The sequence below is a fragment of the Streptomyces sp. NPDC007971 genome, from assembly GCF_042958635.1.
In the GTDB taxonomy this organism is placed as follows: domain Bacteria; phylum Actinomycetota; class Actinomycetes; order Streptomycetales; family Streptomycetaceae; genus Streptomyces.
In genome coordinates this window covers 292864-312286 of sequence record NZ_JBIBJK010000004.1, presented here as the reverse complement: position 1 = coordinate 312286, position 19423 = coordinate 292864, and the positions used below count along the sequence as shown (strand labels likewise).

Annotated in this window: 17 protein-coding genes; 10 read left to right on the top strand and 7 right to left on the bottom strand. The window is 71.9% G+C overall.

The window, feature by feature from the left end:
- Positions 1–72 precede the first annotated feature (72 nt).
- From ACFZCP_RS10520 to ACFZCP_RS10490, 7 genes are all read left to right on the top strand, one after another.
- The gene (locus ACFZCP_RS10520) at positions 73–546 is read left to right on the top strand and encodes an indole-3-glycerol phosphate synthase (RefSeq protein WP_362684557.1); all 474 of its coding nucleotides are present in this window, start codon (positions 73–75) and stop codon (positions 544–546) included.
- Positions 547–773: 227 nt separating this feature from the next.
- On the top strand, positions 774–2165 hold the full coding sequence (murC, locus tag ACFZCP_RS10515; RefSeq protein ID WP_391425917.1) for a UDP-N-acetylmuramate--L-alanine ligase: 1392 nt from the start codon (positions 774–776) through the stop codon (positions 2163–2165).
- A 14-nt stretch (positions 2166–2179) separates the two neighbouring features.
- Positions 2180–2587, top strand: a complete 408-nt coding sequence (msrB, locus tag ACFZCP_RS10510) for a peptide-methionine (R)-S-oxide reductase MsrB (RefSeq protein ID WP_391425915.1) — start codon at positions 2180–2182, stop codon at positions 2585–2587.
- A gap of 79 nt (positions 2588–2666) precedes the next feature.
- On the top strand, positions 2667–3962 hold the full coding sequence (locus ACFZCP_RS10505) for a SpoIIE family protein phosphatase (protein ID WP_391425913.1): 1296 nt from the start codon (positions 2667–2669) through the stop codon (positions 3960–3962).
- Positions 3963–4273: 311 nt separating this feature from the next.
- Entirely contained in the window at positions 4274–5401 is a 1128-nt protein-coding gene (locus ACFZCP_RS10500) for an ABC transporter ATP-binding protein (protein WP_362684569.1), read from the top strand.
- Positions 5398–6051 carry an ABC transporter permease subunit gene (locus ACFZCP_RS10495; protein ID WP_362684572.1) on the top strand — a complete coding sequence of 218 codons (654 nt, stop codon included), beginning with the start codon at positions 5398–5400 and terminating at the stop codon, positions 6049–6051. Before ACFZCP_RS10500 ends, ACFZCP_RS10495 begins: the two co-directional genes overlap by 4 nt.
- Entirely contained in the window at positions 6048–6716 is a 669-nt protein-coding gene (locus tag ACFZCP_RS10490) for an ABC transporter permease subunit (RefSeq protein WP_391425911.1), read from the top strand. Before ACFZCP_RS10495 ends, ACFZCP_RS10490 begins: the two co-directional genes overlap by 4 nt.
- A gap of 4 nt (positions 6717–6720) precedes the next feature.
- Here the strand turns inward: ACFZCP_RS10490 and ACFZCP_RS10485 are convergent, their stop codons facing one another.
- The 4 genes from ACFZCP_RS10485 to ACFZCP_RS10470 are packed head-to-tail and all read right to left on the bottom strand — an operon-like array spanning position 6721 to position 10625.
- Entirely contained in the window at positions 6721–7320 is a 600-nt protein-coding gene (locus tag ACFZCP_RS10485) for an ATP/GTP-binding protein (RefSeq protein ID WP_391425909.1), read from the bottom strand.
- Positions 7307–7729: a DUF742 domain-containing protein gene (locus ACFZCP_RS10480; protein WP_362684581.1), complete on the bottom strand. Its 423-nt coding sequence runs from the start codon at positions 7727–7729 to the stop codon at positions 7307–7309. The genes ACFZCP_RS10485 and ACFZCP_RS10480 overlap by 14 nt, the downstream gene beginning before the upstream one ends.
- A 32-nt stretch (positions 7730–7761) precedes the next feature.
- Positions 7762–8232, bottom strand: coding sequence for a roadblock/LC7 domain-containing protein (locus tag ACFZCP_RS10475; RefSeq protein ID WP_391425907.1), 471 nt, complete (start codon positions 8230–8232; stop codon positions 7762–7764).
- The gene (locus tag ACFZCP_RS10470; protein ID WP_391425906.1) at positions 8229–10625 is read right to left on the bottom strand and encodes an ATP-binding protein; all 2397 of its coding nucleotides are present in this window, start codon (positions 10623–10625) and stop codon (positions 8229–8231) included. The genes ACFZCP_RS10475 and ACFZCP_RS10470 overlap by 4 nt, the downstream gene beginning before the upstream one ends.
- 216 nt (positions 10626–10841) lie before the next feature.
- On the opposite strand from ACFZCP_RS10470, the gene ACFZCP_RS10465 reads away from it, so the two are divergent.
- The 3 genes from ACFZCP_RS10465 (at position 10842) to ACFZCP_RS10455 (ending at position 15860) form a co-directional block, all read left to right on the top strand.
- Positions 10842–11801, top strand: a complete 960-nt coding sequence (locus ACFZCP_RS10465; RefSeq protein ID WP_391425904.1) for a glycine betaine ABC transporter substrate-binding protein — start codon at positions 10842–10844, stop codon at positions 11799–11801.
- 356 nt (positions 11802–12157) lie between these two features.
- A complete protein-coding gene (locus tag ACFZCP_RS10460; protein WP_391425902.1) occupies positions 12158–14218 on the top strand; it encodes an NAD(+) synthase in 2061 nt (686 codons plus the stop codon).
- 220 nt (positions 14219–14438) lie between these two features.
- Positions 14439–15860, top strand: coding sequence for an MFS transporter (locus tag ACFZCP_RS10455; RefSeq protein WP_391425900.1), 1422 nt, complete (start codon positions 14439–14441; stop codon positions 15858–15860).
- 113 nt (positions 15861–15973) lie between these two features.
- On the opposite strand, the gene ACFZCP_RS10450 is transcribed toward ACFZCP_RS10455, so the two are convergent.
- From ACFZCP_RS10450 to ACFZCP_RS10440, 3 genes are all read right to left on the bottom strand, one after another.
- Entirely contained in the window at positions 15974–17344 is a 1371-nt protein-coding gene (locus ACFZCP_RS10450; protein WP_391425899.1) for a carotenoid oxygenase family protein, read from the bottom strand.
- A 36-nt stretch (positions 17345–17380) separates the two neighbouring features.
- On the bottom strand, positions 17381–17821 hold the full coding sequence (locus ACFZCP_RS10445) for an SRPBCC family protein (protein WP_391425897.1): 441 nt from the start codon (positions 17819–17821) through the stop codon (positions 17381–17383).
- A 68-nt stretch (positions 17822–17889) separates the two neighbouring features.
- The gene (locus ACFZCP_RS10440; protein WP_391425896.1) at positions 17890–19368 is read right to left on the bottom strand and encodes an MFS transporter; all 1479 of its coding nucleotides are present in this window, start codon (positions 19366–19368) and stop codon (positions 17890–17892) included.
- Positions 19369–19423 lie beyond the last annotated feature (55 nt).

Here is a 19423-nt window from a genome sequence, read left to right as displayed (position 1 = left end):
CTACCCGTGCGATCACGGGGCAGGATGGTTTCCGCAGGGCCCTGGGGGGCCCACGGAGGAGAGAGGCGCCTGGTGTTCACAAGCGTTCTGATGATCGAGAAGGCCCTGACGTCCGCCGACGTGGAGTTCGTCACCACCTTGCACGGCGACGAACCGGTCTCCTTCCATGTGCTGCTCCAGCCGCGCGGCGACCAGGCGGACCGCCTGCTGCGGGCCATCGACGACATCGCGCTCGGGGAACTGGACGAGGCGGTCCGCGAGGGCGCCACACCCGAGGGCGAACAGGCCAGGAGCGTGGGACGGCAAGCGCTCGACGTGTCCCTGGCGGCACTGCGGGCCGCCGGCAGCGAGGCCCAGGGACGGCTGGTCGAGGATCATCCGCTGGACGCGCTGAAGTCCCTGGTCGCCGAGGTCGGTGCCGACGAGGTGATCGTGCTGACCGATCCCCACTACGTGGAGGAGTTCTTCCACCGGGACTGGGCCTCCCGGGCTCGGCACAAGGTCGGTGTGCCGGTGCTGAAGCTGTTCTCGCACAGCAAGGCGTAGCCGCTCCGCCGGGTACGCCGGTGAGCGCCGTTCGGGGCGCGGGGCGGGGGCGGGGCGGCGCGACTGCGGGTGCAGGTGTGTCGCGATGGCGCATGCAGGTGCGTCGTGGCTGCTCGCGCGGTTCCCCGGGCCCCCGGCCGGACCGGTGGAGCCCATTGCAGGGTGACCCGTGTTCCACCGCATAGGCTAGGGCTGCTCAGCCCGTACCGGATCTTATGGAGACACGCATGGCACCCGGACTGCCCACCGCCATGGACCGACCGCACTTCATCGGCATCGGCGGCGCCGGGATGTCGGGGATCGCCAAGATCCTTGCGCAGCGTGGGGCCGAGGTCGCCGGCAGCGATGCCAAGGAGTCGGAGACCGCCGAGGCGCTGCGGGCGCTGGGCGCCACCGTGCACATCGGGCACGCCGCCGCGCACCTGGCCGACGACGCGAGCTGCGTCGTCGTCTCGTCGGCGATCCGCAAGGACAACCCGGAGCTGGCCCGCGCCGCCGAGCTGGGCATTCCGGTGGTGCACCGGTCCGACGCGCTCGCCGCGCTGATGGAGGGCCTGCGGCCGATCGCCGTGGCCGGCACCCACGGCAAGACCACCACCACCTCCATGCTGGCCGTCTCCCTGTCCGCACTCGGACTGAAGCCGTCGTACGCCATCGGCGGCGACCTGGATGCGCCCGGCTCGAACGCGCTGCACGGCGACGGCGACGTCTTCGTGGCCGAGGCCGACGAATCGGACCGCAGCTTCCACAAGTACGCGCCCGAGGTCGCCATCGTCCTCAACGTCGAGCTGGACCACCACGCCAACTACGCCTCGATGGATGAGATCTACGAGTCCTTCGAGACCTTCGCCGGGAAGATCGTGCCCGGCGGCACCCTGGTGATCTCCGCCGATCACGAGGGCGCGCGCGAGCTGACCCGGCGGCTGGCCGGGTCGGTGAGGACCGTGACGTACGGCGAGGCCGCGGACGCCGACGTGCGGGTCCTGGCCGTCGTGCCGCAGGGGCTCAAGAGCAGGGTCACCGCGGTGCTGGACGGGCAGGAGCTGACCTTCACGGTCTCCGTGCCCGGCCGTCACTACGCGCTCAACGCCGTCGCCGCGCTGGCCGCCGGCGCCGCCGTGGGCATCCCCGCCGCCGAGCTGGCACCCGCGCTGGCCGCCTACACCGGCGTCAAGCGCCGCCTGCAGCTCAAGGGCGAGGCGGCCGGGGTCCAGGTGATCGACTCCTACGCCCACCACCCCACCGAGATGACCGCCGACCTGGAGGCCATGCGCGCAGCCGCCGGCGACTCCCGGATCCTCGTCGTCTTCCAGCCGCACCTGTTCTCCCGCACCCAGGAGCTGGGCAAGGAGATGGGCCAGTCGCTGGCCCTCGCCGACGCCTCCGTCGTGCTCGACATCTACCCCGCGCGCGAGGACCCGATCCCCGGGGTGACCAGCGAGCTGATCATCGAGGCCGCGCGTGCGGCGGGCGCCGACGTCACCGCCGTCCGCGACAAGACGCAGATCCCGGCGGTGATCGCGGGAATGGCCAAGCCCGGTGATCTCGTTCTCACCATGGGCGCGGGCGACGTGACAGACCTGGGCCCGCAGATCCTGGACCGTCTGTCACAGCAGTAGAGGGGCTGAGGCTCATGTCGTACGACGTAGAGAAGCCGGACGAGCAGTGGCGCGCGGAACTGACCCCGGCCGAGTACGCCGTGCTGCGCCAGGCCGCCACCGAGCCGGCCTTCACCGGTGAGTACACGGACACCAAGGCCAAGGGCGTCTACTCCTGCCGGGCCTGCGGGGCCGAGCTGTTCACCTCCACGACCAAGTTCGAGTCGCACTGCGGCTGGCCGTCCTTCTACGACCCGAAGGACTCCGACGCGGTGGAGCTGATCGACGACCGCTCGCACGGCATGGTCCGCACCGAGGTCCGCTGCGCCCGCTGCGGCTCCCACCTCGGCCATGTCTTCGAGGGCGAGGGCTACCCGACCCCCACCGACCAGCGGTACTGCATCAACAGCATCTCGCTGCGGCTGGAGCCGGACGGGACCTGACGCCCGAGGGGCCCAAGGAGCGGCCGGGACGCCCGGGACTGGTGCCCGGCCCGCTCCGGTTTGAGATTCTGTGAGGGTGATGGGTGTCGCGCGCTGGATCCAGGCCCGTCGCAGGCCCATGCCCCCTTACAGCCACCGCCGGGACGACGGAGCCGGTGAGGCGGAGATCGACGCGCGGCGGCTGGAGGCACTGCGTGCCGCCGCGGCCGGGATCGGCACCACGCTCGACGAGGAGACGACCTGCGCCGAGCTGACCCGGGCGAGCGTACGGCTGACCGGCGGCACGGCCGCGATCATGCGCCGGGTCGGGAAGTCCCCCTTCGGGTACCAGACGATCGCCGGTGAGGCGGACCTGCTGCCCGATGCCCGGTGGGCCGTGGCCGTCGCCCGGGACGCGGGCACCCCGGCTGCCGACCGGCAGCCCGAGCCCTGGATCGAGCAGCCGCCCGGCATCCGCGGCGTGCCCGCGCTCTGTGTGCCTCTGACCAGCGGCAGCGACCAGTACGGCGTCCTGGTCTCGGCGCGGCACGGAGCGCGGTACACCCGTTCGGAGGCCGAGCAGCTCACTCTTCTCGCCGAACGCGCCGTCTCCCACATCCGGCACGCCCGCGCCTACGACCAGGTCAGCCAGACGGCCGGTGACCTGCAGCGCGCGCTGCTCGCGGAGCCCGGCCGGCCGCACCCGAACCTGGACGTCGCCATCCGCTATCTGCCGGCCGGCAGCAGCCGGGTGCTGGTCGGCGGAGACTGGTGCGAGACGGTACGGCTCCACTTCGGCCGCACCCTGCTGGTCGTCGGAGACGTGATGGGCCACGGCCTGGAGGCCGCCGTCGACATGACCGCCTACCGCTCCTCGCTGCGCTACATCGCCTCCTCCGACCTGCCCCCGCACCGGGTGCTGCGGCAGATGGACGACATCTCCTCCACAGAGGCCGAGCGGAGGCCGGCCACCTGTCTGCTCGCGCGGATCGACCCGGGCCGGGGGCAGGTCACGCTGGCCAGCGCCGGCCATCTGCCGCCCGTGCTCATCAGCGGCGAGGGTCTGGCCATGCCGCTGCCCGTACCTGTCGGGCCGCCGCTGGGCACCGGCTTCGGCGGCTACGAGTCCGCCACGCACAAGCTGAACCCCGACGACACCCTGGTGCTCTTCACCGACGGGCTCGTCGAGCGCCGTGGTGAGGACATCGACTTCTCCATGTCCCGCCTGGCCGCCCTGCGCTTCCACTCCGGCCATGGCGTGGACGAGGTCCTGGACACCATCCTGAACTCCTTGGACGCGCGTCACGCGGAGGACGACGTGGCGGTCCTCGCGGCACGGCCGCACCCGCGGCAGGCGGCCGCGGAGATGCTGGACGGCGTCGAGGTGACGGGATGAGCGGGTCCCCTCACAGACCCGAGCGCGCGGACCTCACAGGCCTGAGCGTGTGTGCGCATCGCGGGCCCGGCCCGTGGGGTCAACTGGTTGCACAGCAGCGCCCGTTGGCGGTCGCGTTCCTCAAGTGACGACACGCCCTTGGCCGTCCGGTGCCGGGCCCGGCGGGCGGGAGTCGGGCACCTCACGGACCGGGCACGGTCGGGTCACGGCGGGCCGCCGGCCGCCGGCCCGCCAAAGTACGGAAACAATCGCCGTCTAGACTCTCCCGGCAACGGCCCAGGCCTCGCCAGAACCGAAGGGTACCCGGCGTTTTGATACGGATAGAGTCAGTCACCAAGCGGTATCCGGACGGCACGGTGGCCGTCGACGGTCTGTCGTTGGAGATACCGGACCGCGCGATCACCGTCCTCGTCGGCCCCTCCGGCTGCGGCAAGACGACGACCCTGCGGATGATCAACCGGATGGTGGACCCCAGCGAGGGCAGCATTCTCCTCGACGGCCAGGACATCCGGCAGCAGCCGGTCAACACCCTGCGCCGGTCGATGGGATATGTCATCCAGAACGCCGGCCTCTTCCAGCACCGCACCATCCTCGACAACATCGCCACGGTGCCCCGGCTGCTCGGCTGGAGCAAGCAGAAGGCCCGGGCGCGGGCGGCGGAGCTGATGGAGCGCGTCGGCCTCGACACCGCGCTCGCCAAGCGGTATCCCTACCAGCTCTCCGGCGGCCAGCAGCAGCGCGTAGGCGTGGCCCGCGCGCTCGCCGCGGACCCGCCGGTGCTCCTCATGGACGAGCCCTTCTCCGCCGTCGACCCGGTCGTGCGCAAGGGCCTGCAGGACGAACTCCTGCGCATCCAGGACGAACTGGGCAAGACCATCGTCTTCGTCACCCACGACATCGACGAGGCCATCAAACTGGGCACGATGGTCGCCGTGCTGCGCACGGGCGGCAGGCTCGCCCAGTTCGCCCCGCCGGCCGAACTGCTCAGCGCACCCGCCGACCCCTTCGTGGAGGACTTCCTCGGCGCCGACCGGGGCATCAGGCGGCTGTCCTTCTTCCCCTCGGACGGCCTGGAGTTGCAGACCGCCCCCGTGGTCGCGATCGACGCGGGCGCGGAGAAACTCGCCTCCCGCGGCTCGGCCCCGTACGTGCTCGTGACGGACACCGACGGCAGGCCGCTCGGCTGGGGCGAGCCGGACGGGCTCACCGCCGGGGAGATCGACCCGGGCCGGCTGCTGCCGTACGGGCGGCCGTTCGCACCCGGCAGGGACTCGCTGCGCACCGCGCTCGACGGGGCCGTCCTGTCGCCCACCGGCTGGGCGGTGGCCGTGGACGAGGAGGGGCGCGCCGTCGGTGTCGTCTCCCAGCAGGTGATCGGCGAGGCGATCCGCACCGCGCACGCCGAGGGCGGCCGGCAGGATGCGAAGGCCGCGCGATGAGCGGCTTCTTCGACATCCCGAGCGACCTCCAGTACGGCTACTTCGGGCTGATCGGCCTGCATCTGCGCGAAGCGCTGCTGCCGGTGCTGGCCGGGCTGCTCGTCTCGCTGCCGGTGGCCCAGCTGTGCGTGCGGTTCCGCTGGCTGTATCCGCCCGTGTTCGGTGTGACCACCGTGCTGTACGCCGTCCCGTCCCTGGCCTTCTTCGTCGTGCTCATCGACTACACGGGCCTGACGGAGACCACGGTGATGATTCCGCTGGCCGTGTACAGCCTGGTGGTGCTGGTCCCCGCGATCGTGGACGGGGTGCGCTCGGTGCCGCCGGAGACCCTCGCCGCCGCCACCGCCATGGGGCTCGGGCCCGTACGGCGCTATGTGCAGGTCCAGTTGCCCATCGCCGTGCCGGCGATCATCGCGGGCCTGCGGGTGGCGACCGTGTCGAGCATCTCCCTGGTCAGCGTCGGCATGCTCATCGGCAACCAGGGCGCGCTCGGCAACCTGCTCAACGACGCGCAGATCTACCACCGGCCCGAACTCGCCGTGAACTCCGTGGTGACCACCGCGGTCCTGGCGATCCTCGTCGACGCCCTGCTGGTCCTCGTCCGTGTCCTGCTGACCCCCTGGATGCCGCGGAAGGGCGCCACCCGGTGAACGTACTCCACTTCGTCCAGGCCTTCTTCAGCGACGGCGCGCACTGGCACGGTCAGGACGGCATTCCGACCCGCGTCGGCGAGCACATCCTCTACTCCCTTCAGGCCCTCGTGGTCGCCGCCGCGATCGGACTGCCCGTCGGCCTGGTCACCGGTCACTTCGGCCGCGGCGGCAACGCCCTCGCGCTCATCGCCACCGCCGCCCGCGCGCTGCCCAGCTTCGGCCTGCTGGTGCTGATGTTCACCTGGCTCGGGTTCGGGCAGCTGCCGGTGATGATCCCGCTGGTCGCGCTCGCCGTGCCGCCGATCCTGGTCACCTCCTACGAGGCGATCCGCTCCCTGGACCCGTCCCCGGTGGACGCCGCGCGGGGGATGGGGATGTCCGAGCCGCGGGTGCTGGTGCAGGTGGAACTCCCGGTCGCGCTCCCGCTGGTGCTCAGCGGGCTGCGCACGGCGGCCATCCAGATCGTCTCCACCGCCACCATCGCCGCCTACGTCAGCTTCGGCGGCCTCGGCCGCTACATCATCGACGGCCTCTACCAGAAGAACTACGAGAAGGTCGTCGGCGGCGCCACCCTGGTCGCCGGGCTGGCACTCGCGACCCTCGCGCTGTTCTGGGCCGTGTCCCGGATCGCGGTCTCGCCGGGCGTGCGCCGCAGCGGCTGAGCGCTCAGCTCCCGGTGCGGGCCAGCGCCAGTTCGAGGACGACGAGCAGCGCGTCCCGCACCGAGCCGCGCTCGCGGGCGTCGAAGACCACGACCGGCACGCCGTCGGAGACGTCCAGGGCCCAGCGGACCTCCTCCAGCGAGTGCTCCACCTTCCCGTCGAAGGCGTTGACCGCCACCGCGAACGGGATGCCCTTGTGCTCGAAGTAGTCGACGGCCGCGTAGCAGTCGTCCAGGCGGCGGGTGTCGACGATGACCAGGCCGCCGATCGCGCCCTCCACGATGTCGTCCCACATGAACCCGAACCGCTCCTGCCCGGGCGTGCCGAACAGGTACAGCTTCAGCGTCGGGTCGATGGTGATGCACCCGAAGTCCATCGCCACCGTCGTGGTGGTCTTGCGCGGGGTGTGCGTGAGGTCGTCGACGCCCGCCGCGACCTCGGTGATCGAGGCCTCGGTGGTCAGCGGCTCGATCTCCGAGATCGAGCCGACGGTGGTGGTCTTGCCCACGCCGAAGCCGCCCGCGATCACCATCTTCACCGGCAGCGGCGGCCGTACGGCGGTGGGTGCGGCCGCGCCCCCGGTCAGCGGTTCAGTCGGTGTCACTCGGTACCCCTCGGGAGTCGGGAATGGCCCGTAGGCCGTCGATGACCCTGCGCAGGACGGAGGCGTCGTGGGTGGCTTCGGCGTCGGGTATGTGGACCGCCAGCTGCCCCGCCTCGCGCAGGTCTTCGGCCAGCACGCGGACCACGTTGAGGTGGAGCCGCAGCCGGGCCGCGAGTTCCGCGACGGACTGCGGCAGCCGGCAGGCGGCGACGATGTCGTGGCGCTCGAAGGAGAGTCGGCCGAGCGCGTCGAGCCCGGCGGCGGTGGCCACCACCTGGGTCTCCACGGGCAGGGACCGGCCGGGGGCGGCGTCCGCCACCCGGCCGGCGGTGACCAGGAACGGCCGTACGGCGGGGGCGGGGCCGACCGGGGCCGGATCAGGGCCCGGGGGCGGGGTGCCGTCCGCCATGGCTGTCAGCTCTTCCTCTCCGGACCGGCGCCTCAGCCGGCTGTGCCGACGCTGTTCTTCAGCTCCAGCACGAGTTGCGGGCTGAGCGCGGCACCGGCGCGGTTGGCGAACAGCGTCATCTCGTAGGCGATGTTGCCGAGCTTGGCGTCCTTGTCGGCCACCACGCCGAGGACGGCGCCGCTGCCGATCGCGGAGACGACGACATGGCCGCCCTCCAGATCGATGATGACCTTGTTCAGGCCGCCCAGGCCGTAGTTGCCGGAGGCGCCGGCGGCCAGGCTGGTGATGCCCGAGACTATCGCGGCCAGCCGCTCCGAGTGGGCGCGCTCGCGCAGTTCGGACACGGCGATCAGCAGGCCGTCGGAGGAGACGGCGATGGCGTCCACGACGCCCGCGGTCTCGGTGGCGAATCGCTTCAGCAGCCAGGTGAAGTCGGCTGCGGCTGCCTGCAGGTCGGTCGGCGCGGTGCCGCCCGTCGGGGTGTCACCTGTCGACGTGCTCACTGCTCGGCTCCTTCCGGAAGATGGTTCTGGTCGTGCGGCGGGGTCGGCGTGGGGGGATGGGCGGGGGTGCTCTCGGGGTGGGGGAGTGCGTGGCTGCCGGTCTCGCAGTCCTGATGGGCGCGTTCCACCGCCGCCTCGAACTCCTCCAGCGCGCTGCGCTCGGCCTCCGCGTCCCGGGGGCGGGCCGCCTGCGGCACGGTCTGGGCCACGGTGGCGGTGGTGCGCAGCGTGGCGCCGCGGACCCGGCGGCGCAGGGGCCGGGAACCGTCGCCGGGGGCGGGCTGCGGCTGCTCCCCGGGGGCGGCGGCCTCGCGGTTCGCCGGGCGGCGGGGCAGGGCACCGGGGTCGGTCATCTGCCCGGCGGAGCCGGACGGTACCGGTCCGGAGGGAGCGTCCGCGGCCGCCGGTGCCACGGCGACCGGTTCCGCCACCGGGCTCGGGGCCCGCAGCAGAGCGGCCGGCAGGGTCACTTCGGCCGTCACACCACCGCCCGGCGTACGGGTCAGCTCGACCCCGATCTCCCAGCGGCGGGCCAGCGCGCCGACCACGAACAGGCCCAGCACCTTCGTCGGCACCAGGTCCAGGCGTTCGCGGCGGATCAGCCGGGCGTTCTCCTCGGCGAGCCGCTCGGTGCTCATGCCGAGGCCGTGGTCGGTGACGACGACATGCGCGCCGTCGTCGCCGGAGCGGACGGTCACCTCGACGGGGCTGCCCTCGGGCGAGAACGACACCGCGTTCTCCAGGAGCTCGGCCGTCATCAGGGTGAGGTCACCGATGATGTCCGGCTCGACCAACGCGTCCGAGGCGGCGTACAGCCGTACCCGCTGATAGCCCTCGATCTGCCCGAGCGCGGCCCGTACGACGTTGGACAGCGCCATGGGCCCGTCGTCCAGCCCCGTCTCCCGGATGCCCGCGAGCAGCATCAGGCTGTCGGCGTTGCGGCGCAGGCGCACCGCGATGTGATCGATGGAGTAGAGGCGCTCCAGCAGTGCCGGGTCGGTCTCGCCGCGCTCGACGGAGTCGATGAGCGCGAGCTGGCGCGTGGTCAGGTTGCTGACCCGGTGGCCGACGTTGCCGAACATCTCGGCGGTGTTGCGGCGGCTGAGCACCTGGCGTTCGAGCAGGGCGGCGGCGGTGGTCTGCACCCGGTTGAAGGCCTCGGCCAGGTCGCCGATCTCGTCGCGGGCCGTGACCGGCATGTCCCGCAGCCGGGGCGGCCCGTCGTCCTCGGCGTCGTCGTCGGCCACCCGGGCCAGCTCGCGTCCGGCCACGTCGGCGACCTCCTGCGCGGCCCCGGTCAGCGCCTGCACCGGCCGGAGCACCGAGCGGCGCACCAGCACCGAGAGGGCGATCCACAGCGCGAAGCCGATGACCGCGCCCCACAGCAGCAGGCCCGCACGCCACTTCGCGGAGGAGGCGGCGGCGTCGGCGCGGGCGGCGATCTGGTCGGTCAGCGCGGTGGTGATCTTCAGCCGCGCGGCGGCCTGCTCGGGGTAGGAGGGGTAGTCGGCCAGCGCGTCCCGGACCGCCCGGCGCATCGTCTCCTTGCTGCCCGCCTCCAGTTGGCTGGGATCGATCTGCAACTCGGCGTAGGCCGAGGAGATCTTCGCCTGTGCCGGGGTGTGGTCGATTCCGCTCAGCTGCCGGGCCTGGCTCTCGGTCGCGAACCTGGAGAAACGATCCGTCTGGTGGGCGTAGAGGTCGTAGGACCCGACCGCGTCGGTGAACTCGATCAGCGCGTTGGTGTCCCCGGTGCTGGCCGAGAACACGCTGGTCTCGAAGGCGCCGTGGGCGGCGTCCGCACGCAGCAGGGAGTCCAGCAGGTTGCCGGTGAAGGTCGTGGCCAAGGTGGTGTCGCGGTCGAGTCCGAGGCCGTCGATCACACTGCTCGCCGCGTCCGTGTAGAAGGGGTCGATGTTGTCGGCCGGGAGGTAACCCCGCTCGACGCTCTGGCGCAGGCTGGACAGGGCGTCCACATCCCCGAGGGCCCGCTTCTCGGCGTCCGGCAGCCGGCCGCCGAAGGTGTCACGCACCTTCTCGACCTGGTCGTCCACCGCCTTCTGGGCCGCGCGGTAGGACGCCAGCGAGGGCTTGGCATTGCCGGACTCGTGGCGTGCGGAGAGCAGGATCGCCTGCTGGTGCTCGGCCTCCACACGGTCCGTCAGCCGGGCCACCTGCGCGCTGTCCCGCACCGTCCGGGCCGCCGACTCGGCGCTGTCGGACTGCTGGACCAGGTTGGTGACCGGGTACCACAGCAGGACGGCGACGACCACGAGCGGGATACCGACGAGGAGGTTGAGCTTGCGTCTGAAGGGCCAGCGGTCGGCGAAGCCGCGTACACCACCGTGTACCGGGGTGAGCCGGGCGGGCGCGTCCACCTGGTTCGTGGACACCGGGCCTCCTTGGGGGTGCCTTGTGGTGGAAGCGGGCCCCGTACACCGCTGTGACCGATTTCAACTGCCGCGAGACTACCGTGTTCTTGAAGCGTCAATGAGCACGCCCTTTATCAAGAATCCGTTACAACGCGCGGCCAACCGATCGCAGATCGAAGCCAATCGGTGACCTGAATCCACTTGACTGGTCGAGAACTGGCTGGATTGGATCAATGGGTGACTTCCACCAAGCGCATCAGCAGGCCCATCCGGAGGAACCGAGGCGCGGCGGCGGTCGCCCTCGCGGCGGCCACGGCCCTGCTGGCGGGCTGTAACTCCTCCGACGGCAAGGGCAGCGACCCCCTTTCGGACAACAAGGCCGGCGGCGACAGTGTCGTGGTCGGATCCAACAACTTCGCCGAGAGCATCCTGCTCGCCGACATCTACGGCGAGGCCCTCAAGGCCAAGGGAATCAAGGTTACTTACAAGCCGAACATCGGCAGCCGCGAGACCACCTACGGTCTGCTGAAGAACGGCTCCATCTCGGTCCTGCCCGAGTACAACGGCGCACTGCTGGCCTACCTCGACCAGAAGGCCGCCCCGAAGACGGTCGAGGAGACCACATCGGCCATCGGGGCCAAGCTGGACTCCAAGCTGACCCTGCTCAAGCCCTCGTCCGCGCAGAACAAGGACTCGGTCACGGTCAACGCGGCCACCGCGAAGAAGTACCACCTCACCGAGAAGTCCACCATCGCCGACCTGAAGGACGTCGCGAAGGACCTGACCATCGGCGCCTCGCCGGAGTTCCAGACCCGCCGGCAGGGCCTGGCCGGCCTGAAGGACGTGTACGGCCTGGAGTTCAAGTCCTTCAAGGCGCTGGACGCGGGCGGCCCGCTCACCCAGACGGCGCTGACGAAGGACGCCGTTCAGGTGGCGGACATCTTCACCACGGACACGACCATCGCCAAGGAGAAGTTCGTCGTCCTGCAGGACCCGAAGAACCTCTTCGGCTTCGAGAACGTGCAGCCGCTCGCCTACAAGAGCGCCCTGAACCAGAAGGGCGTCGCGGCGCTCGACGCCGTCTCCGCCAAGCTGGACACCGCGACTCTTCTGGACCTGGACATCCAGGTGCAGTCGCAGAACAAGGACCCGCTGGACGTCGCCAAGGCCTGGCTGAAGTCCGCCGGTCTCGACTGACCGCCCATGACGCGGACACGACCGTGACTCCCACGGCGTGGACGCGACCGTGAACCACACCACGCGGGTGCCTCCGGAGACCGGGGGCACCCGCGTCGTGCTCCGCCCGGCCCGCCGCCCCCTGTGCAAGCCGAGCCCTCGCCCGTGCCGATCGGTCCGCCGCCCGCTCAGCCGTGACCGCCGAGGCCTGTGCCGCCGTGAGGGGCGAGCCCCGGTCGGTGCGGGGCCCTGCCGATGCCGGCGCCCTGTCGGCGTCGGGGCCCGGTCGGTGCTGAGGCCCGGTCGGCGACGGGGCCCGCCCCGGATGTGATCCACTGCAAGGTGTCCATCCGTCGTGTTCTCCTGAGGAAGCCCCGTTGAACTTCTGGTCGATCTACCAGCACGGCTTCGCACGCATCGCCGCGTGCACGGGCCATTCCGCCATCGCCGACCCGCACACCAACGGTGAAGCCGTCCTGCGCCAGGCACGCCGGTGCGCCCAGGACGGGGTCGCCGTCGCCGTCTTTCCCGAGCTGTGCCTGACCGGCTACTCCATCGAGGACCTCCTGCTGCAGGACGCGGTCCTCGACCAGGTCGAGGAGGCCCTCTCGGCCATCGTGGCCGGATCGGCGGATCTGCTGCCCGTGCTGGTCCTCGGCGCCCCGCTGCGCCATCGCCACCGGATCTACAACTGTGCGGTGATCGTGCACCGCGGCCGGATCCTCGGCGTCGCACCCAAGTCCTACCCGCCGAACTACCGCGAGTTCTACGAGCGCCGGCAGATCGCCTCGGGCGACGACGAACGCGGCGGCGAGATCCGTGTGGCCGGCACGACCGTCCCGTTCGGCGTGGACCTGCTCTTCGAGGCGGAGGACGTTCCGGGCCTCGTGCTGCACGCGGAGATCTGCGAGGACATGTGGGTCCCGGTACCCCCGAGCGCGGAGGCGGCGCTCGCCGGAGCGACCGTGCTCGCCAACCTCTCGGGCAGCCCGATCACCGTGGGCCGCGCCGAGGACCGCCGGCTGCTGTGCCGCTCGGCGTCCGCGCGCTGCCTCGCCGCGTACGTCTACGCGGCGGCCGGACTGGGGGAGTCGAGCACCGACCTGTCCTGGGACGGCCAGACCATGATCTACGAGAACGGTGCGCTGCTGGCCGAGACCGAGCGCTTCCCGCTCGACGACCAGATCGCGGTGGCCGACGTGGATCTCGACCTGCTGCGCCAGGAGCGGCAGCGGATGGGCTCGTTCGACGACAACCGCCGTACCCACGCCTCCCGGACCGGCGGCTTCCGCCGGGTGCCGTTCCGGTTGGATCCGCCGGCGGCCGACCTCGGGCTGCGGCGCCGCGTCGAGCGCTTCCCGTTCGTGCCGGCCGACCCCGACCGCCTCGCCCTGGACTGCTACGAGGCGTACAACATCCAGGTCGCGGCCCTGCAGCAGCGGCTGGCGGCGATCGGCGGCCCGAAGGTCGTCATCGGCGTCTCCGGCGGCCTCGACTCCACGCACGCGCTGATCGTCGCGGCCCGGGCGATGGACCGCGCGGGCCGCCCGCGCAGCGACATCCTCGCCTTCACCCTGCCCGGCTTCGCCACCAGCGACCACACCAAGGACAACGCCCACCTGCTGATGCGCGCCCTCGGCGTCACCGCGGCCGAGCTGGACATCACGCCGACCGCGCGCCTCATGCTGCAGGAGATGGGCCACCCGTTCGCGTCCGGCGAGCCGGTCTACGACGTCACCTTCGAGAACGTGCAGGCCGGCCTGCGCACCGACTACCTCTTCCGGCTGGCCAACCAGCGCGGGGGCATCGTGCTCGGCACCGGCGACCTCTCGGAGCTGGCGCTCGGCTGGTGCACCTACGGCGTGGGCGACCAGATGAGCCACTACAACGTCAACTCCGGGGTGCCGAAGACGCTGATCCAGCACCTGATCCGCTGGGTCGTCAGCAGCGGCCAGGTCGACGAGGGCACCGGCCGGACGCTGACCGCCATCCTCGACACGGAGATCAGCCCGGAGCTGGTGCCCGGCGAGGAACTGCAGTCCACCGAGTCGAAGATCGGCCCCTACGCCCTGCACGACTTCACCCTCTTCCACGTGCTGCGCCACGGATTCAGGCCGTCGAAGATCGCCTTCCTGGCCTGGCACGCCTGGCACGACCGGGACGCCGGCGCCTGGCCTCCGGGGTTCCCCGAGTCCGACCGGGTGGCCTACGACCTGCCCGACATCCGGCGCTGGCTGGAGGTCTTCTGCCGCCGCTTCTTCGCGTTCGCGCAGTTCAAGCGCTCGGCCATGCCGAACGGGCCGAAGGTCTCGGCCGGCGGTTCCCTCTCCCCGCGCGGCGACTGGCGCGCCCCGTCGGACAGCACGGCACGGGCCTGGCTGCACGACCTCGCCCGCTTCGACACCCCGGACGACGGGAACCAGGCGATCCGCCCGTGAGTTCCCGCCCGGACGACGGGAGTCGGCCGCTCCGGTCGTGAGTTTCCGCTCCGGGACGGGGCGGGCGATCCGCTCGTGAGTTTTCCGCACCGGAGACGGGTGCGAGGGAAGAATTCCTCATCCCTCCCCGTCTGGTTGGAGTTCGCCTCTCCCGCGCTCGCACGCTGGCCCACGGCCGGCCCGCCCGGGGCCGGTGCGTGCCGAGTGCGAGAGGAACCCCATGACCACGGAACGCGTGCTGCCCGCCGAGGCCCACCGATGGCGTTGGCCCGCCCTGACCGCCCTGCTGCTGGGCGAGGCGATGAACCTGCTGGACGCGACCGTCGTCCAGGTCGCCGCGCCCGCCGTCCACGCCGATCTGGGCGGCTCGGTCTCCGACGTGCAGTGGTTCGGCACCGCCTACACCCTGCCGTTCGCGGTGCTGCTGATCACCGGCGGACGTCTCGGCGACCTCGCCGGCCGGCGCCGCCTGTTCGTCCTCGGGGTCGCGGCCTTCACGGCGGCCTCGGTGGCCTGCGCCCTGGCGCCCACCGCGGGCCTGCTGATCGCCTTCCGGGCGGTGCAGGGCGCGGCTGCGGCCCTGGTCATTCCGCAGACCATCGGGCTGATCAAGGCGATGTTCCCGGGGGAGGAGACGGCGAAGGCACTGGGCAGCATCGGCCCCGTCATGGGTCTCGCCGCCGTCTGCGGGCCCGTCCTCGGCGGGGTGCTCACCCACGCCGACCTGTTCGGCTCCTCCTGGCGGGCCGCGTTCCTCGTCAATGTGCCCGTGGCCGCGGTGGTCCTCGCCCTCGCCCCGCTGCTCCCGGAGGACCGGGCGCCGGTCCGGCCGGCCCTCGACTGGCCGGGCACGGCACTGGCGGCGACCGGCACCGGGCTCGTCGTGTACCCCCTCATCGGGGCCGACGTCACACACCTCTCCACGGGGCGCTGGGCATTGCTGCTCGCCGGACTCCTCGCCCTCGCCCTTTTCGCACGGCACCAGCGGCGCTCGGACCGGCCCCTGCTGGAGCCGGGACTCTTCACCCACCGGGGCTTTCCCGCGGCCCTCGTCGCCTCGACCGCCTTCTTCGCGGTGACCAACGGAATGACGACGGTGGTCGTCCTCCAGCTCCAGCTCGGCACGCACACCGGCGTGCTGGCGGCGGGCCTGAGCCTGACCCCGTGGTCGGCCGGACTCGCGGTCGCGTCCTGGCTGGCGGGCGCCCGCCTGGTACGGCGGTACGGGCGCCGGGTGATGCCGTACGGGCTCGGCATACTTCTCACCGGCCTGCTCGCCGCCGTCGTGGCCTACCGGACGGCCACGCCCGGCCACTACCCGGCCGCGGTGCTGCCCGGCCTCGCCCTGATCGGCCTCGGTGCCGGCCTGTTCACGCCCGCCTTCTTCACCCTCGCCCTGCACCCGCTGCGCCCCCAGGAAACCGGCTCGGCGGCCGGTCTGCTCAATGCGGTCCAGCAGCTCGGGGCCACCGTCGGCGTGGCGGTGCTCGGCAGCGTGTACCTGGCCGGTGCGAGGACCGCAGGACCGGGCGCGGCGCAGCACGCGGCCGAGGCCGCGTGCTGGGTGGCGATGGGGCTCGTCGGGGTGTGCGCGGCCGCGAGCATCCGGGTGGGCGCTGCGCACCGGCCGTCGGAGCCGTGACAGAGCCGGTTCCGGGGCGCGCCGGCCGCCCGGCGCGCCCCGGTGGGGCAGCCCGCCGGTGGGCGGCACGGTCCCGAGGCCCGTGCCGCCCACCGTCCACTGGCGGGATGTGGTCAGCCCGCAATGCCGTCCAGGTCGGTGTCGGGGACCCAGGAGCCGTGGATCCCGGCGGTCACCCGTCGGGGCAGGTGGACGGTGGCGACCCGGTCGAGGCCGGAGGCGTCGAGGACCAGCAGCTGCGAGGCGTCCTGCTTGAGGTCGGAGACGACCGTCAGGAGGTAGCCGTCGTCCTCGCGGGTGGCTTCGGCGGCGGGGACGAAGACGGCTTCGCTGGGCAGCCGGGCGTCGCCGACCTGGTGGATGCGGCGGGCACCGGTGGTGCGGTCGTACTTGACGATGCCGTATCCGCCGAAGCCCTTCTCGTCGGGGAAGGAGATGGCGTACTGGTAGCGGTTCTCGACGCCCAGGTAGTCCTCGTTGAGGGTCGGGAACTCCACCGCGAGGTCGTCGATGATCTGCTCGTCGACGCTGCCGGCCGCCATGTCGATGACCCAGCGGCGGGTGTAGGAGCGGGCGTTGGGCTCGGTGCTCCGGCCGGGGGCGCCGACCCACCAGTTCCAGGAGAGCTGGAAGCCCTCGCGGTCCACGGTGGGGCCTTCCAGGACGATGCGGCCCTGGCCGTCCTCGTAGGCGTTGCTGACGTGCAGCATGTTGCCCGGCTCGATGGAGAACCAGCGGATGTGCCGGGTGCCGTCCACGCCGCGGGGCATGACACCGATGCGGGCGGGCTGCTGGTCGCTCCAGCCGTAGGGGATGCCGGAGTGCTCGGCCGGATCGAAGGTGACGTTGCCCTCGATGAAGACCACGTGGCGGCGGGTGACGGCGAAGTCGTGCTTGAGCGAGGCGGTCGCTCCCGGGATCTCGGCGCTGTGGACGACCTCGCCCTTGGCGTCGGCGACGTAGTACATCAGGAACGGCGGGAACGGCGAGGACCCGAAGAAGTGGAGTTCCCCCGTCACCGGGTCCTCCTTGGGGTGCGCGGTCATGGCGGAGCGCAGCTTGCCGTCGAAGTCGTGGGCGCCGACCGTGTCCAGGTCACGGGTGAGCTCGTAGGGAAAGTTCGCCTCGCACAGGGCGAGCAGGCGTCCGGCGTGCTCGATGATGTGGGTGCCGGCGACGCTGGCCGTCAGGTCCGGGCCCTTCTCGGTCATGTAGGGGGCGCCGTCGTCCAGGGCGGGGGTGTGCACCCAGCGGTTGCGGTACCACTCGGCGCGGCCCTCGCGCAGCCGGATGCCGTGGACCATGCCGCTGCCCTTGAACCAGTGGGTGGGGGTGACGCCGGGCTTGGGGTTGTGGCCATTGCGGAGCAGCCGGCCGCTCAGCTCGGTGGGCAGGGTGCCCTCGACGGTGAGTCCGGTGGCGGTGATCTCGTCGGCGACAGGGGCGTAGTGGCCGGTCAGGTAGGGCTTCGTCGCAGCGTTCATGGCGGGAGACTCTTCTCGTGTGAAGGTGATGAGGTGTCAGACAAGCTGTTCGGCACGGGCCTTGAGGTGGCCGAGCCAGTTCTCCAGGGAGGCGTTCAGGGCCCTGCCGAGTTCCGCGGTCGCGGCCTCGACCGGGGCGCCGCTCCAGGACTCCTCCGTGCGGACGACGACACGGCCGTCGCTCTCCTCGAACGTCCACACGTGGATGCCGGTGATGCCGCTGGAGGGGCCGCCCCATACGATCCGCTCGCCGGGGACCAGTTCGCGCACGGTGGACGTGATCTCCAGGCCGTGGGTCCGCCAGCTGAAGGAGCTGCCTGGCCTGAGCGGGCCGTCGGGGACGGCTTTCTCGATGTCCGCGTTCCAGGCGGGCCAGGCCGCGATGTCGGTGTGCAGCGCCCACACCGTCATGACCGGAGCGTCGATCTCGATGCTCAGGCGGACGACGACGGGGGCGTTCTCGTCGATGGTGACCATGGTGGTGATTCCTCTACTGCTGGACAGGTGCCGCTGATACGGCCGGGCTGTCGGGTCGGGGGACGGTTTCAGAGGTCGGAGGCCTGCAGCCGGCAGGCCGGTGGGGCGGGGGCGGTCGCCGTCCGTCGGCGTCCTGCGCAGCGGGTGAGGAGCAGCGCGAGGACTGCGGTGGCCGCGAGGATCGCGGCGGAGGCGCCGAAGGCGGTGCGGTAGCCGGCGGTGACGGCTTCGAGGTGGGGCAGCCGGGTGGATGCGTGGGCGGTCACGGAGCCGGCCAGGGTGGTCAGAGCGGCGAGGCCGATCACGCCGCCGACCTGGCGGGTGGTGTTGACCAGTCCGCCGGCCAGCCCGGCGTCCTGCGCGGGGACGCCCTCGACGGACAGGGCGGTCATCTGGACGAAGGCGACGCTCAGTCCGAGGCCGATCAGGGTGACGGGGCCGAGGATGTCGGTGGGATAACTGCCGTGGGCGCTGATCCGGGACAGCCACAGCATTCCGCCGGCCTCGGTGAGCAGGGCCGCGGTCACGGTCGCCCCGGCACCGATCCGCCGGGAGATCCGCGGTGCCAGCGTCGAGCCGAGCATGTTGGCCACGGCGAAGGGGAGTTGGCCCAGTCCCGTGGTCAGCGGGTCCATTCCCAGGACCTGCTGCTGGTAGAGCGAGAGGAAGACGAACAGGGCGATCCACACGGATCCCATCAGCGCCATCAGCAGGTTCCCCGCGGCGACCCGGCCGGTGCTGAACAGCCGCGGCGGCACCAGCGCGTTCGGCCGGCGACGCACGATCACGACGAAGGCACCGAGCAGTACGGCGGCGCCGAGGAGGGCGCCCAGCACGCCGGCGTCCGCCCAGCCGGCGTCGCGTGCGGTGGTCAGCCCCCAGACCAGGCAGGTCAGGGCAAGGCTGACAGTGGCGGTGCCCAGCAGATCGAACCGCCCGGACTTCCGTCCGGCCGTCCGTGGTACGAGGACCACCACGGCGGCCAGCACCAGTACGGCCCCGAGGGCGACGGAGTGGAAGATCCAGGGCCAGCCCCACGCCTGCGTGAGGACACCCCCCAGCAGGACCCCGCACGCTCCTCCCGCCCCCGAGACCGCGCCCCACACCCCCAGCGCCCTGCCGCGCCCGGGGCCGGACGGGAACAGATCCATGGTCAGGGCGAGCGCGGCCGGGGCGATGGCGGCCGCGCCGAGACCCTGGGCGGTCCGGGCGGCGATCAGTACGCCGGAGGAGGCGGCCAGTCCTGCCGCCAGCGAGGAACCCGCGAACAGCGCGAGACCGGCGATCAGTATCCGGCGGCGGCCGAGGAGGTCGGCCGCCCGCCCTCCCGCCAGGAGCAGGGCACCGAACGCCAGGCTGTAGGCGTTGACCACCCAGGTGGTGCCGCTGTCCGACAGGCCCACCCCGGCGCGGATGTGCGGCAGCGCCACGTTCACGATCGAGGTGGCGACCATGATGATGAACTGGCCGGCGGCCAGCGCCGCGAGCACAGCCCCCGGCCGACGGGCGGGCGGCGCCAGGGCCGATTGCGTGCGTTTGAGGTTCATGGCGCACACAGTCCTGCGGTTGTGTGTCCACTATCCAGGTCGGATATGACCCGGG

Excerpts from the sequence above, each read along its gene's own strand:
- murC (WP_391425917.1), top strand. The coding sequence starts at position 774 with ATGGCACCCGGACTGCCCACCGCCATGGACCGACCGCACTTCATCGGC.
- msrB (WP_391425915.1), top strand. The coding sequence starts at position 2,180 with ATGTCGTACGACGTAGAGAAGCCGGACGAGCAGTGGCGCGCGGAACTG.
- ACFZCP_RS10505 (WP_391425913.1), top strand. The coding sequence starts at position 2,667 with ATGGGTGTCGCGCGCTGGATCCAGGCCCGTCGCAGGCCCATGCCCCCT.
- ACFZCP_RS10495 (WP_362684572.1), top strand. The coding sequence starts at position 5,398 with ATGAGCGGCTTCTTCGACATCCCGAGCGACCTCCAGTACGGCTACTTC.
- ACFZCP_RS10480 (WP_362684581.1), bottom strand. The coding sequence starts at position 7,729 with ATGGCGGACGGCACCCCGCCCCCGGGCCCTGATCCGGCCCCGGTCGGC.
- ACFZCP_RS10455 (WP_391425900.1), top strand. The coding sequence starts at position 14,439 with ATGACCACGGAACGCGTGCTGCCCGCCGAGGCCCACCGATGGCGTTGG.
- ACFZCP_RS10450 (WP_391425899.1), bottom strand. The coding sequence starts at position 17,344 with ATGAACGCTGCGACGAAGCCCTACCTGACCGGCCACTACGCCCCTGTC.
- ACFZCP_RS10445 (WP_391425897.1), bottom strand. The coding sequence starts at position 17,821 with ATGGTCACCATCGACGAGAACGCCCCCGTCGTCGTCCGCCTGAGCATC.
- ACFZCP_RS10440 (WP_391425896.1), bottom strand. The coding sequence starts at position 19,368 with ATGAACCTCAAACGCACGCAATCGGCCCTGGCGCCGCCCGCCCGTCGG.